This window comes from Gemmatimonas sp. (assembly GCF_036405635.1).
In the GTDB taxonomy this organism is placed as follows: Bacteria; Gemmatimonadota; Gemmatimonadetes; order Gemmatimonadales; family Gemmatimonadaceae; genus Gemmatimonas.
Window position 1 is genome coordinate 1 of the sequence record NZ_DASWXE010000240.1, and the last position, 14,114, is coordinate 14,114.

Consider the following 14,114-nt stretch of genomic DNA (forward strand, 5'->3'; position numbering starts at 1 on the left):
CCCTGTGCAGCCGCCGCGCGCAGACCGGCGATACTCGCCTGTGTCAGCGTGACGGCCTCCTGCAGCGACAACGTGGGCCACACCGGGTGCTCCGTGGGACGCCCTTCAATACGCGTGCACCATGTGTGCGCCGCACCCGCCAGATGCGCATACAACCGCAGCGATTCAGCATACTGGCTGCCCTGCACATCCAGGGTCTCCAGAGCGGCGATGGCCTGCCGGTCTGCCCACTCGAGGTGATCAAACAGTGTCGGGAAGTGCATGGCAAAAGGCCTGGAGAGATCAGTGAATTGCGGCGCGCAGATGAGGCCGATCCATCGTGGCGATCATCCGGTACGCATGATAGCATGACACATGCCCAGAACCGGAATGCCCCGCACACTCCGCCTGATGGGAGCGCTCGCGCTCGTCGTCACCGCCTCCGCGCTGATGCCCGCCTTCGCGGCGCCCGGTCTCCATGCCCAGTCGCGCGCCCATCAGCTGGCCGGCGCGGTGGGACACTGGTCCGACACCACCATGGGCGCCCCTGCCATCGTCGTGAATGGCGAACGGTGGTCAGGACAGACAGCATCAGCCGATCTGCAGCGCGTCAGCACCCGGCTCTTTCGCTCGGCCAACGACAGCTTCGTAAAGAACGGCACAGCGGCCGGCGCGTTTCCGTTTGCCGTACACACCGGCACCACCTCGTTCAGCAACGGCACCCTCCGCGCTCAGTTCAACATGCTCGGCGGCAAGTCGGATCAGGTGGCCGGTATCCTGTTCGGACTCTCGCCCAACGGCGAGTACTACGCGGCGCGCTACAACACCAAGGAAGGCAATCTCGCCATCTGGGGATTCGCCAATGGTGAGCGCTGGGTCGTCGCGCGCGGCGAGGTGAAGCGTCAGTTGCCCCTCGATGCCTGGCACACGCTCTCGGTCACCGTCAACGGCAAGACGGCGCGCGTGGCATTGGCTTCCGACAGCACGCTCTCCATCACCCACACCTTCGACACGGCACCAACAGGCCGCGTCGGTGTGTGGGTGAAGCGCGACGCCATCACGGCGTTCAGGTCTTTCGAGGTTTCGGCGCAGCCGTAGTCGCTTTTTTCGCCACCTTCTTGGCCGCTTTTTTCGCGGGTTTTGCTGATGTCGCGCTGGCCGCCTTGCTTGTCTTGGCGGCCTTCTTCGTTTTGGGCTTTGGCGCCGGCAACGCGTCGGCCGTCACCTGCAGGATCTCCTGCAGTCGGTCCGTGTCTTCCAGTAGCTCGTCCAGCACCCAGTGTGCCTTGGCCCCCGGATAGGGCGAGCCCTGTGGCAAGCCCTTTGCCAACGCGTCATTGGCCGGCAGCGGCTTGAGATACACGCTGTTGTCGCAGATCAGCACCAGCACCTTGCCATCGAGGTGCAGCGCGTATTCGCCGAACATCTTGCGATTGGTGATGCGCGCGCCGAGTCCGATGCGCTCCTGCACAAAGTCAACGTAGTCCTGCGTGCTGCCCATCGAGCGGTCCTCGCGTGGTGATGGTGAGAATCAGGGAATCGGCCGCAGTGATGCGCGCAGGCCGTTGATGAGCATCTGTACCGACACCATCACCAGCAGCATGCCCATGAGACGTTCCATGGCGATGAGTCCGCGCTCGCCGAGCATGCGGAAGAGCGAGGTGGACGAAAGCAGGATCACCGCGCTGAGCGCCCAGGCAATGGTCATGGCCAGCATGACCGGGCCCAGCGCATTGCCCGAAGCGCTCTCCAGCAGCAGCAGCGTGGCCAGTGTGGACGGCCCCGCCACCAGCGGGATGGCCAGTGGCACGATGAACGGCTCTCCCTGCAGTGCTTCGCCAGATGCCGCTGCGTGATCGGGGAAGATCATGCGCAGTGCAATGAGAAACAGCACGATGCCACCGGCGATGCCTACGGCTTCCGGTTCGAGCCCGAGAAACTTGAGCAGCGAACGGCCAAGCAACGTGAACAGGACCAGCACGAGATACGCAATGCCGATCTCACGCAGCAGCACCGTGCGACGACGCTGTGGCTCAACCGTCTTCAGGACCGACAGGAACATGGGCACGTTCCCGAGCGGGTCCATCACGAGGAAGAGCGTCACAACAGCAGCCATCACGTCCATGGTCATCTCACGGCGAAGCGTTCGGGGAACTCCGCATGAAAGTTAGCACGGCCCGATCGACAAGCACGGCCAACAGCACACCGACGGTGTAACACACCAGGTCCGACCACAAAAAGCCCTGACCCAAGACCAGCGCGCCTGGCGTCGTGGCCCGCAGACCGTCAAGCCACGGGGTATGCCACAACTGGGAGAACTCCACCGCCCAAGACAACACCAACGCCCATCCCGCCAGTGCGGTTGGCCTGGCAACCGGCACGAGCAGCGCAAGCCACCAATAGACCATCATGGCCCAGAGGGTGTCGCCCGCGTACTGCGCCATCCACGACGGTTGCCACGTGGGATATCGCCGGGAAGTGAGTCCCGCTGCGATGGTAAGCATCACCATCGCAAACATGATGAGACGACGGCGTCTGGTGTTGGCGGCAGCGATCACGGCTATCGCGCAGAGTCACCGGGAACACGCTGCATGCGCGTGAACGGAAACCGATTGCAACCGGTGCGCGGCATACTGCGATTGGCCGTCGGGGTGTTGCGCGCGTCCTGTTCGGTGGCGGCACGATAGGCCGTCAGGCAGAAGCCCCACGTATACGGCGCCATGCCTTCCAGCGGCAGCCAGTCGATACGAGTCCACAGGCCTTTGTCGGCGACGTTGGCCGAGTCATTGCGCGCGATGAGGTATCGCTCCGCGGCGTGCCAGGAGACGATGTGGTACTTCGCACGCGGCAGATGCTCGAACAGCGTGGCCGACACGCGATAGCGGCTGCCATAGTCATCGCCAAACGTGCCCAACAACTCGGCGGGTGCCGACGCCGTGTCCTGCGCGGCAGCCAGTGCCGGCCAAAGCCCCATCATCAGCGCACCAACGACCTGCGATCGAACGCGTTTATCCCAACTCACCGGCATAGCTCTCCAGATAGCCGCAACGCGGGCAACGGAATGTCCGCACCGCATGCTGCTCGCGGCCCTTGGTCTTGATGCCCGTCCAGAAGCTGCGCTCGACGTCACCCTGCACCCACTGTTGCTCCTGACTGGCGTTGGCATGGCCACGATCGAGCAGGAACCCCGGCTCCATGGTGCTCTGACAACGAAGACATGATGGATCACGCATCAAACCACTCCTCCAGGTGCGATTGAAGACAGGCACTCCAGTCATGCGCTGGTGACCGATAGCTTTCAGCATACCGGGCCAGTCATCCGGAGCGTTCCGCAGCGGGGGTGCGCACCCGCACCACCTTTGCAGAGAGATGTCATGAGCGACTTCCCCGCCTGTCCGAAATGTGCATCGGCGTTCAGCTATTCGGACGGCTTCCAGTTTGTTTGCCCGTCCTGCGGGCACGAATGGCCGCTGGAGTCCGCCAGTGCCACGGCAGCCACGAGCGACGACATCAAAGTCTGGCGTGATGCCAATGGCAATCTGCTCGCCGACGGCGATACCGTCACCGTGATCAAGGACCTCAAGATCAAGGGCACCTCCAGCGTGGTGAAGGTCGGTACCAAGGTGAAGAACATCCGCCTGGTGGACGGCGATCACGATATCGACTGCAAGATCGACGGCGTTGGCGCCATGAAACTCAAGTCGGAGTTCGTGAAAAAGTCCGGCTGATCGAATGACCGCCCTGGGATCCCGTTCGCAGAATGCCCTGCGTTCAATCCATCCCGATTCCTGAAACGTCCAATCCGGTGTAAGGGACCGACCCCGGTCCCCGTGGGGCGCATGGCCACCCCTTCACCACCGAGCAATGCAGCATCGAATTGAACGGCTGAGGCTGTGGTGGAGCGTGCTGATCACCGCAGCCCTGGGATTGGCGCTACCACTGCGCGCGCAGACACCGCAGTTCCTGAATGACGTCGCCAGCTACCGGCTGCCCAACGGATTGCGCGTCGTGCTGGCGCCCGACACCAACGCGCTGCACGTCAGCGTGGAGCTGTGGTTGGCGTCCGGCACCACACATGATCCGCGGGGACAGCGTGGCACGGCCCACCTGCTGGAGCATGTCTCCGCGGCGCTCGCGGCCCCCATCGACACGGCGGGACGCCGAAAGGCACAGCCGTTCTTTGCCAATTCCAATGCGCAAGTCCGGCGCGATCATGCGCGGTACTTCCTGCTGGTCGATCCGTCCGCACTTGATGCCGCGCTGGCGATACACGCGGCTCGGCTGGCACTCGATCCTGCCGCCATCACCGATTCCATCGTCCGCCAGCACGCGGACATCGTGGTGAACGAAGGGCGAGGTGATGGTGCACCCATCACCGAGGGAGTGCAGCCATACTGGCGTCTCCAGACCGGTACCTATGGTGACAGTCATCCCTATGGACTGATTGGCGAAAGCGAAACATCGGTCCGGTCCATCTCGGCGGCCGACCTGCGCGCTTTCGCCAACGCGCACGCAGCGGTTGGTGATGCTGTGTTGCTCGTGGTTGGCGCCTTCGACGTGGAGGCCGCACGCACGCGTATCATCGCACGATTTGGTGCATTGCCGGCGCGCGCCAGTGGGACACCGCGCCGCTGGCGGGAACTACCGTTGACACAGGACCTTCGCCGCGATGTGCAGCGCGCGATCTCCGGACCCTCCCGGATCACACGACGGCTCCCCGTGCCTCCACTTGGTGATCCCCTACTCGAGCACACCGAAGTCGCCCTGCGCATGGCCGCCGCTCGGTGGCAACGCACAGCGAAATTGCGACAGACGCCCCGTGTGACCATCGAACCGGGCATGCTGGCCAGCGATCTCACCATCGACGGCGAACTCACAACGGGCGATGACGTGATACCGGCAAGCCGCGCACTCGACAGCGCGCTGATCGTCGTGGCCCATGGTGACACCACAGGGTTGGGTGAGGCCCGGGCGGACGCCGCCGCAACCTTCCTGGCCTTGCTGGATCCGCTCGGGTTTCAGCGTTCACGCAGCGAACAGCTTGGCGAGGCCACGTTCTTCGCTGGCGATGTCCATGTGACAGGGTCCCGGCTGTCACGACTTCAGCGTGCCGCACCACGTGATGTCATGCGCGCCGCGACAGACTGGCTGGTGTCGCGTGGATATGAACTCGCACTCGCAGCTCAGACGCCTGGCCCGACCAGTCAGGCGGGGTTGCCTGCCAATGCACCGATGGAGTTGGGCAATCCGACTCTACGTCGCCTGACCACGTCGATCGACACCACCGTCAACAGCGTGCGATTCATCGTCACCGCCCGCTCGACACTGCCGCTGGTGCGCGCCACCGTCGTCGGCGACAGCCTGCCGCTCGTCACCCGGCAACGCGCGACCGGCGATACCGCCCAACTCTGGTCCTGGCTGAGGGCGCTTCGCACACCGAGCGCCGGCGCAACCGTGTATCTCACCGGCGACATGGTGCCCCGCACGGCCATCGTTTCGCTCACCCGTGCGACGCAAAGCTGGCCGCGTGCCACAGCGCGGACCATACCAGCTCCCGCCTACAAAGCTCTCACTCCCGGTGTACACGGCGTGGCATCACCGGGCCGAACGCAAACAGAGCTGCGCATCGAGATGCGTATCGCCAGTGCCACGCCCGATGACGAAGTGGCCCTGCGTGTATTGCGCCGACGCCTGACTGCGGCGATCAACACGCGCCTGCGGACCGAACGACGCTGGAGCTACGGCGCCAACAGCAGCGCGTTCGTGGAAGGAGATTCCACGCGGCTCGTCATCACGGCAGACGTGCAGCCCGACCGAAGCCGGGAGAGCCTCGACGAGGCACGCGCGATCGTACGGGACTTCGCCAATGGGACCATCGTGATGCCGAGCGCGGCGGTGCTGGCAGAGGAGATCCGACAGGAGCTACGCCTCGATCACTCCACCCTGGCCGGTATCGAGGGCGCGCTGCGAGCGGATGTGGCAGCTGGTCGTGCGGTGAACTGGCGCGGCGCGGTGCTGACCCGCGTGGAGGCGTTGACTGCGGACGACCTCGCGCGCGCACGCCGCCTGGCTGAATGGACGCGCATGTCCGTGACGCTCACGGGCGATCCGCAATACGTTCGGGACCTGCCATCAGGTCGCTAACGCGCGCCGCAACATCACGAGTTGACCGCCATGATAGGTGGCGTGTTCGATCACCCCATCGAGCATGATCGCCGTCGTGTAGCTCTGTCCGGGCACTTTCTTTCCGAGTTGCTCCTCGGTCACCTCTGCGGCACGATCAGCGAGCGTGTCATAGGCCGCTTGCAGTCGTGTCCGGGCGGCACGCCACGCCGCTGCGCTTTCCGCCGCTGCACTGCCCTCCTCCGGTACCGGCGGCCAGTCCACCTCGTCGGCGGGATATTCCCGAGCCTCACCATCCAAGCGCAGTGCGACGATTTCCGCCCACGCTGTCATGTGCAGCGCGAGCTCCCACGCGCTGTGCGCACCGGCAATGGCGTGCTGCCGTGCCTCGGCCGCTGTGAACTGCGCGAGCAACTCATCCACCGCTGAACCATGCCACATCTCTCCGGAGATGGCCCGACGCAGGCGATTGGCGATGTGCTGGCCTGCGTGAAATGCCATGGATCACTCCGAAACGGTCAGTGCGTGTAGGTCGGCACCGGTGTCGGTACCGGTGTGTGAACGGAGCGCTGCCCATACGATGGTGGCATGGCATCTCCCTCACGCAGCGCGGCGGCGGAGGGAGAATGTAGGTCGTCCATCGAGTCTTCGTCGACGGTCCCGCGCGCCTGGCGTGCCACCAGGAGCGTCGCCACGGCAGCGCCCGCGCCCAGTGTCACCAGCAGCACGAGATTGCCGATCGCTGACTGAAGGTCCCACGCGCGATAGCCGGCCATGACGAGGCAGAAGAGGTAGTACAGCAGTCCACCCACCCCACCCATGGTGGCCACCAGTTTCACCGACAGCGCCGTGAAGGCCTGTCGTCGGGCCACGAGAGCCAGGGCGCCCGAGAATCCCACGCCGAGGATGAATGCGACGACGGACACACGCGCGGTCACCTGTCCGATTTCGAAGGGCGTGAGTTCGCCCACTGCCCAGCCCAGAACGGCCGCGGTGCCTGCCAGGCCACCAAGTCCCCCGGCAAAGGTCAGCCCGGTCCCGATCATTCCGCGGGCAATCCGCATCCAGCGTGGCATGGTGTCTCCGGCAGGTGTGACGTGCAGCGAGGGATTGACGTTCTGTACTTTGTATTGCAAAGTACTGTGCAGTCAAGACGCCCGGGTCAACGGAGGGTCACATGGGACAGGTTCTGAAGCGCCTGCGGGGCGCGTTGGGGATGGGGTTCACGTGGGCATTCGGCTGGGCAGCGGCCGGCATTCTCATCGGCGTGGCCAGCATCGTCGCGCCCGGGCGCATGTGGGACGCCTTCTTCCGGGTGTTCGATGCCCCACTCCCGGCCCTGGCCGTTCCCGGATTCATCGGCGGGGCGATCTTTTCGGTTGTGCTGTCCGTGGTGGCCCGCCGTCGCCGCTTCGGCGAGCTGTCCGTGTTGCGCTTCACGGCATGGGGCGCGGAGGGTGGCGTGCTGCTCTTTCTCGTGCCCTACGCGATGGCTTCCCTCGGACTCGCCACGCCCTCGGAAAACGGTCCGGGCTTCTGGCACATCGCCGCCGTGATCGGCATTCCGTTCACGGTGCTGAGCGCGATCTCGGCGGGCGTGACGCTGCTCGTCGCACGTCGGTCGCGCACACAATTCGCGCTGGACGGCACCAATGATGTCACCGATGATGTCACCGATTTCAGTCGAGAGCTGACCGAGCCTTCGGTGGCAGCCGGACTCCCCAATGCCCGCGTGCTCCAGGCGCTGCACGACGCCGCACAACGCGCGGCCAACGATTCATCACCGCGGAAGGTCCCCACCGCATAGGGACGCCGGCCGCGCCCATGCACCGTGACTAGGTTGCGGGCACGTTCGCATGCGTAGTCACGTCTTCGCATGCCCGTAGGTGATTCACACGTGCCGTTGCTGATGTCGTCCCGATGAAGCGTACCCGTGCCCTGCTCGCCGCATTGCTGGCGATGCCCGTCGCTGTCGCGTGTTTCTCAGACCCGTTGGGCCCGGACCTCATCATCGATCCGGTGCAACCACTCCGGCTCTCCGCCGTCAGTGCCAACGGACAAACCTTGCCCGCATCAGTCGTGGTCAGCGCAGGCAGCTCGCAGGGTCACGTATTCAACGCGGCGCAACTGCTCATCACCGCTCCCGACTCACTGCGCGTCGTCATCGCCACACGCCCGGCGGGCTACATGGGCGCGGCACTCTGGCTCGACACCCTGCGCGCGCGCATCCAGTCCACTGATGACGCCATCATCATCAGCCAGCTGGACGCCAATCCATTGGTCTTCGATCCGCGGGCCAGCCTCACACCCGACGGCTCACTCGTCCTCACGCTGCGCGACGTGACTGTCTCCAGCGACAGCAGCACCATCAGCACGCCCGTTTCGCTGCTCTTTGCGCGCTAGGGATCTTGCTCGAGCCTGAATGCTCCCAGCAGCAGAGTACAGATGAACTACCTTGCCACGGATGACGCGGAGATGTGCGGAAACCACACGGATCAAAAGCAAAAATGAAGTCTGAATCCGTGTAGTTTCCGCGCGTTCCCGTGCAATCCGCGGCAAAACTGTAGTCTGACATCTGTCCCGCAGGTCAGCGCACTGGCGTAGGCCGCGGCAACTGCGTGACGTGCTCGCGAACGTTGAGCACCGTGCCCGAGAACGCTTCGGTCACCACGAACACGCTAGACACGCGCGGGAAAGCCGCCGCGAAGCCCAATATCCAGCCGATTCCCGGTTTGCGCCTGACCCTTGACCAACAGCCATCTGATTCGTCTACTTTGTAGCACAAAGTGCTTTCACACAAGACGATCCCGCCAATGCCCCGCCCCCAGCTCGAAATCCGGCACGTCTCCAAGACCTACGCCAATGGCGTACAGGCCCTCAAAGACGTCTCCCTCACCATCCCCGCCGGCATGTACGGTCTGCTCGGCGCCAATGGCGCGGGTAAGTCCACCCTCATGCGCATCCTCGCCACGCTGCAGGATCCCGACGCCGGATCCATCACGCTCGGCGATATCGACGTGGTCGCGCAAAAGGACGAAACCCGTCGCACACTGGGCTACCTGCCGCAGGAGTTCGGCGTGTACCCCAAGGCCAGCGCCGAGGAATTGCTCGAACACTTTGCGCTGCTCAAGGGGGTGGCATCACGCAGTGAACGGCGCGCGCTGGTGGAAGTGCTGCTGCGCCAGGTGAACCTGTGGGAGGTGCGCAAGCAGAAACTCGGTGGCTACTCCGGTGGCATGCGCCAACGGTTCGGCGTGGCAGTGGCCCTGCTTGGCAATCCGAAACTCATGATCGTCGACGAGCCCACCGCCGGACTCGATCCGGCCGAACGGGTGCGCTTCCTCAACCTTCTGTCGGAGCTGGGAGAGAACAGTGTGGTGCTGCTCTCCACGCACATCGTGGAAGACGTGAGCGAATTGTGCACACGCATGGCCATCATCGATCGCGGTGAGATCCTGCTGGAAGCCGAGCCGCTTGGCGCCGTGTCGGCGCTGCGGGGCAGCATCTGGCGACGTGTGGTCGCACGCAGTGAACTCGCCAGCATCGAGCAACGGCATCAGGTCATCTCCACCAAGTTGCTGGCCGGACGCACGGTGGTGCATGTGTTCCATCCCGATTCGCCCGGGGCGGAATTCGAAGCCGCGGAGCCTGACCTCGAGGACGTGTACTTCAGCACGATGGCCGGACACATCGGACGACGTGCCAACACGGCGGCAGCGTGAGTGCCGCACCGCGTGATGCCGTGAGTATGGGAAAGCTGCCAGGTATCTTCGCATTCGAGTTCCGCTATCAGGCGAGGAAAACGTGGCCGTGGTTGTTGTTCACGGTGCTCACCGTGTTCTGCTTCCTCATGACACGCGACGGCTCCCTGTCGGTGATGCTGTATCAGGACCTGCAGATCAACGCGCCGTTCACGGTCGCCAAGACGTACATCTTCGGCACGTTGATCTGGATCCTGCTGGCGGCGTCCATTGCCGGAGAGGCTGGCGCGCGGGATTTCAGCAGCCGCATGTATCCACTCGTGTTCACCGCGTCGATAAGCCGCGTGGAGTATCTCGGTGGACGCTTTCTCGCTGCCCTCGCGATCAACCTGCTCGTGTTGCAGGGCATCACGGTCGGCATCGTGCTGGGCATCTATGCGCCTGGTGTTGACCCGGCCCTGCTGTCACCCTTTCGCGCTGCGACGTTCGTCACCGGGTTTGCCTACATCACGCTCCCCAATGCCATTGTGGCCACTGCGCTGCAGTTCGTGCTGGCTCTGCGCAGCGGACGTGCGATGGCCGGCTATCTGGGCAGCATGGCGTTGTTCTTCATGGGGTTCTTCGTGGCTTCGCTGGTCATGTACCGTCAGCGCTTCGGTCCACTGTTCGATCCCATCGGCGTGCGGTTCATCATGGAGGAGATCTCCCGATCCTGGACCGAGGCGGAGAAGGGGACACGATTGCTGTCGCTCAGTGGCACTCTCCTCGCCAATCGGGTGGTGTGGATAGGTCTCGCGACAACGATGCTGGCGGTGACGGCGGCGCGTTTCCGGTTCGCACATCGTGCGGAACGCAGTGGTGCCTTGAGGCGATGGTGGCGCCGGGACGCCTCCCGTACGGCGAATGCGCCAACACCGGCGACGATCGCGATCTCCTCGCGGACGCCTGTCGAGATGCCCGCACCAACTCGGTCGTTCGGCGTAGCGATCACCCTGCGCCAGACGCTGGCGATGTCCCTGGCATCATTCCGCGCGATTGCCACCAGCTGGGCGGGACTGGCGCTTCTGGTCTTCCTGCCACTCGTCACGCTGCCCGTGCTGATCGACCAGATGTCATCGCTCGGCTCGCCGTTGGTGCCCACCACCATGCGCATCCTGGGTGAACTCATCGCGCCGCTATCCGATGAGCTGAGTCGATGGGTGGTGGTACCCCTGTTGCTGGTCTTCTTTGCCGGCGAGCTGGTGTGGCGTGAGCGCGATGCGGGCCTTGGTGATATCACCGATGCGATGCCCGGTTCAGACTGGACGCCGCTCGTGGGCAAGTTTCTCGGGCTGGCGATGGTGCTGGTGGTCTTTCTCACGGCCCTGATGATCTCGGGTGTGGTGGCACAGTCCATTCTCGGTTACACCGCCTACGAGCCGGGTCTGTACCTGCGCGTCCTGTTCGGATTGCAGCTGCCAGAGTACCTGCTCTTTGCGTTGCTGGCGTTGGTGATTCATGTCGTCGTGAATCACAAGTACGTGGGACATCTGGTCGCCATCATCGCGTATGTGTTCATCACGCTGGCCTCGATGTTCGGCGTGGAACACAACCTCCTGGTGTTCGGCGCGGCGCCGCGGTGGTCGTATACCGAGATGCGCAGCTTTGGCGGCACGGTCATGCCATGGTTGTGGTTCAAGTTGTACTGGGCGGGGTGGGCCGTCCTGCTGGCGGTGGCCGCGCGACTGTTGTGGAGCCGAGGCCGCGAGCACGGTTTGCGCCTGCGCATCGCGGGTGCACGCCGGCGATTGCACGGTGCCACCGCCGGCATTGCAGGCATCGGTGGCGTGCTCACGCTGGGCATTGGTGGATTCATTTTCTACAACACCAATGTGCTGCACGCCTATGGCACTGCTGCGGAGCGGGTCGCGCGGAGTGCCGAGTACGAGCGGCGCTATGGCAAGTTCGCCCATGTACCGCAGCCGCACCTCGCATCGGCTACGCTCGCGATCGATCTCCATCCGGCACAGCGTGCGGCAGATCTCACCGGCGTCTACCAGCTGGTGAATCGCAGCGCGCTGCCCATCGATTCCATCCACGTGGCCACGCCGGTCGACCTATCACCGGAGCGGTTGACCCTCAGCCGTACCGCGTCGCATACAGTGAACGACAGCCTGTTTGGTCATCACGTGTTCGTGTTGACCTCACCGCTGTTGCCGGGCGATTCGCTGCAGCTTCATTTTCGCGTGAAGGTCGCGTCTGAAGGATTCACCGAATCAGGCATCGACGCCTCGATTGCAGCCAACGGCACGTTCATCGGCAACAGTTGGCTGCCGGCCATTGGCTATCAGCCCAGCCGTGAGCTCATGTCGCCCAGTGAACGACGCACGCACGGTCTGCCGGCCCGTCCGGTGATTCCTTCACTGTACAGCGTGGACGCACCCAGGGCACCGCGAGGCGGCACACAACTCACGACGGTCATCAGTACCACGCTCGACCAGATGGCCGTGGCACCCGGCGCGCTCGCACGGACGTGGGAGGAAAACGGTCGCCGCTACTTCCGCTATGTCACCAGTGCGCCGATCGGCAACGAGTGGGTGTTCGCATCTGCACGGTACGCCGTGCATGAAGAGACGTGGACCAACCCCCAAGACTCAGGTCAGACGGTCGCCGTACGCCTCTACCACCATCCCACGCATACGCAGTATCTCGATCGCACGCTCCGCAGCATCACGGCATCGCTCACCTACTACACCGCGCAGTTCGGGCGCTACCCATACACCCACCTCACCATGGTGGAACGTCCGGGCGAGGGTACGGGACTGCACGCCGATGCCAGCATGCTGTCGCACTCCGAGGGGTTTGTGCACTGGCATCCGCGTGACACCAAGGGCAGTCTCGACATGCCCTACGCCGTGGTGGCACACGAGATGGGGCATCAGTGGGGGGTACCGTCGGCGTACGTGGAAGGCGCACCCGTGATGTCGGAGAGCCTGGCCTGGTACTATGCCATGCGCCTCGTACAGCACACGTCGGGCGTCGAGCAACTGCGCCGTCTTACCGCCTTCATGCGCGAGCCATATCCCTACGCACCCATTCGTCGCGGCGAGCCGTTGCTGCGCGGGCTCGACCCGTACATGTCGTATCGGCGCGGACCATTCGCACTGCAGGCACTCAGTGAGTATGCCGGCGAGGCGCGCATCAACCACGCCATGCGCACGCTGCGGGACACACACCTGCCTGACTCGGCGCCACTGGCCACCACGCTCGATCTGTATCGGGAACTCCAGTCGGCGACCCCCGATTCCCTGCACGGGCTGCTACACGATCTGTTCGAGGTGAACACCTATTGGGCGCTCGAGACCGAGCGCGTGTCGACCACGAGGATCGGTGACAGCACCTGGCAGGTCACGCTCGATGTGCGGGCCCGCAAGAGCGTCTTCGACAGCGCCGGTGTGGAGACGCAGGTACCAATGAACGAATGGGTGGAACTCGGTGTGTTTGCTGAAGGCACCGACACGCCGCTGTATTTGCGTAAGCATCGCATTCACACGGGATCACAACGCATCGTGGTGACGGTGCCGGCGGCACCATCGCGGGCAGGCGTCGACCCCTATCACCTGCTCATCGACACCACTCCGCAGGACAACGTGCGCCCCATTCGCTGAAAAGAGGGGCTGGTGTTCGCGATCCGGCGCGTCTCGTGCCAGTTTGCGAGATACGAGATGCGCTGGATCCCCGCCCCTTTGCAGGAGAAGTCATGTCGCGCCGTCATCTTGCGGCTGCGGTCACGTTGTTGTGCGTGACCACGGTCCCCGTGGGTCTGTATGCGTCTGTGTCCAACGATGCGCCCTCAGCGGTGATTGCCGCCGACTCGTCCGCCGCATTCCTCGGGGCGCTGCGCGCGCATTGTGGCAAAGCCTTTGAAGGTCAGCTCGTGAACCCGCAGCCTGCCGACAGCGCCATGCGTGGCCAGCGATTGGTGATGCATGTGCGCGGGTGTGGCGATACGGTGCGCGTGCCGTTCCACGTGGGCGACAATCGTTCGCGCACCTGGGTCTTCACACGCACCGCCAACGGCGTGCGTCTCAAGCACGATCATCGGCATGAAGACGGCAGTGAAGACCGGGTCACGCAGTATGGCGGTGACGCCATCGCGCCACAGGCGGCCTCTCATGTGCAATTCCCCGCCGACAGTTTCACTGCCGCCCTCATTCCCACCGCGCGCACCAATGTGTGGACGGTGGAACTCACGGCCACACGATTCAGCTACCAGTTGCGCCGCGAGGGCAGTGATCGGCGGTTTCGTGTGGACTTCGATCTCACGCGCCC

The 14,114-nt window shown here is 64.1% G+C and carries 16 protein-coding genes; 8 read left to right on the forward strand and 8 right to left on the reverse strand.

Translation table 11 applies throughout. The features are described 5' to 3' along the window. The coding region (locus tag VGE27_RS18915) for a hypothetical protein (protein WP_331051235.1) at positions 1–263 on the reverse strand (263 nt) is incomplete at its 3' end. 106 nt (positions 264–369) lie between these two features. On the opposite strand from VGE27_RS18915, the gene VGE27_RS18920 reads away from it, so the two are divergent. Beyond that, complete coding sequence (locus VGE27_RS18920; RefSeq protein WP_331051236.1) at positions 370–1,077, forward strand: hypothetical protein; 708 nt, start codon at positions 370–372, stop codon at positions 1,075–1,077. Here VGE27_RS18920 and VGE27_RS18925 read toward each other — a convergent pair. Genes VGE27_RS18925 through VGE27_RS18945 form a run of 5 tightly spaced genes read right to left on the reverse strand, consistent with a single transcriptional unit; the run spans position 1,046 to position 3,212 of the window. Continuing rightward, complete coding sequence (locus tag VGE27_RS18925) at positions 1,046–1,480, reverse strand: TfoX/Sxy family protein (protein ID WP_331051237.1); 435 nt, start codon at positions 1,478–1,480, stop codon at positions 1,046–1,048. The two genes, VGE27_RS18920 and VGE27_RS18925, sit on opposite strands and share 32 nt — an antisense overlap. Positions 1,481–1,510: 30 nt before the next feature. Beyond that, positions 1,511–2,104 (reverse strand): YhgN family NAAT transporter, encoded by a 594-nt coding sequence (locus VGE27_RS18930; protein ID WP_331051238.1) that lies wholly within the window; start codon positions 2,102–2,104, stop codon positions 1,511–1,513. A 7-nt stretch (positions 2,105–2,111) separates the two neighbouring features. Continuing rightward, positions 2,112–2,537, reverse strand: coding sequence for a DUF2809 domain-containing protein (locus tag VGE27_RS18935; RefSeq protein WP_331051239.1), 426 nt, complete (start codon positions 2,535–2,537; stop codon positions 2,112–2,114). A 2-nt stretch (positions 2,538–2,539) separates the two neighbouring features. Then, positions 2,540–2,956, reverse strand: a complete 417-nt coding sequence (locus tag VGE27_RS18940; protein WP_331051240.1) for a hypothetical protein — start codon at positions 2,954–2,956, stop codon at positions 2,540–2,542. Positions 2,957–2,987: 31 nt separating this feature from the next. Further along, entirely contained in the window at positions 2,988–3,212 is a 225-nt protein-coding gene (locus VGE27_RS18945; protein WP_331051241.1) for a PF20097 family protein, read from the reverse strand. A 141-nt stretch (positions 3,213–3,353) separates the two neighbouring features. Here VGE27_RS18945 and VGE27_RS18950 point away from each other — a divergent pair, with 141 nt between their 5' ends. Together VGE27_RS18950 and VGE27_RS18955 are read left to right on the forward strand one after the other, a co-directional pair. Then, on the forward strand, positions 3,354–3,707 hold the full coding sequence (locus VGE27_RS18950; RefSeq protein WP_331051242.1) for a zinc ribbon domain-containing protein YjdM: 354 nt from the start codon (positions 3,354–3,356) through the stop codon (positions 3,705–3,707). Positions 3,708–3,843: 136 nt separating this feature from the next. Beyond that, positions 3,844–6,123, forward strand: coding sequence for a M16 family metallopeptidase (locus VGE27_RS18955; RefSeq protein ID WP_331051243.1), 2,280 nt, complete (start codon positions 3,844–3,846; stop codon positions 6,121–6,123). On the opposite strand, the gene VGE27_RS18960 is transcribed toward VGE27_RS18955, so the two are convergent. Then, complete coding sequence (locus VGE27_RS18960; protein WP_331051244.1) at positions 6,112–6,603, reverse strand: DinB family protein; 492 nt, start codon at positions 6,601–6,603, stop codon at positions 6,112–6,114. The genes VGE27_RS18955 and VGE27_RS18960 overlap by 12 nt on opposite strands. Before the next feature lie 17 nt (positions 6,604–6,620). Then, positions 6,621–7,178, reverse strand: coding sequence for a hypothetical protein (locus VGE27_RS18965; RefSeq protein WP_331051245.1), 558 nt, complete (start codon positions 7,176–7,178; stop codon positions 6,621–6,623). Between the two features lie 101 nt (positions 7,179–7,279). Here VGE27_RS18965 and VGE27_RS18970 point away from each other — a divergent pair, with 101 nt between their 5' ends. From VGE27_RS18970 to VGE27_RS18990, 5 genes are all read left to right on the forward strand, one after another. Further along, positions 7,280–7,909, forward strand: a complete 630-nt coding sequence (locus VGE27_RS18970) for a hypothetical protein (RefSeq protein ID WP_331051246.1) — start codon at positions 7,280–7,282, stop codon at positions 7,907–7,909. Between the two features lie 113 nt (positions 7,910–8,022). Beyond that, positions 8,023–8,505, forward strand: coding sequence for a hypothetical protein (locus VGE27_RS18975; protein WP_331051247.1), 483 nt, complete (start codon positions 8,023–8,025; stop codon positions 8,503–8,505). A gap of 410 nt (positions 8,506–8,915) precedes the next feature. Next, on the forward strand, positions 8,916–9,824 hold the full coding sequence (locus tag VGE27_RS18980) for an ABC transporter ATP-binding protein (protein ID WP_331051248.1): 909 nt from the start codon (positions 8,916–8,918) through the stop codon (positions 9,822–9,824). Continuing rightward, the gene (locus tag VGE27_RS18985; RefSeq protein WP_331051249.1) at positions 9,821–13,450 is read left to right on the forward strand and encodes a hypothetical protein; all 3,630 of its coding nucleotides are present in this window, start codon (positions 9,821–9,823) and stop codon (positions 13,448–13,450) included. Before VGE27_RS18980 ends, VGE27_RS18985 begins: the two co-directional genes overlap by 4 nt. A 194-nt stretch (positions 13,451–13,644) precedes the next feature. Continuing rightward, positions 13,645–14,114: hypothetical protein (locus tag VGE27_RS18990; RefSeq protein ID WP_414653592.1), on the forward strand; the 470-nt coding region annotated here is incomplete at its 3' end.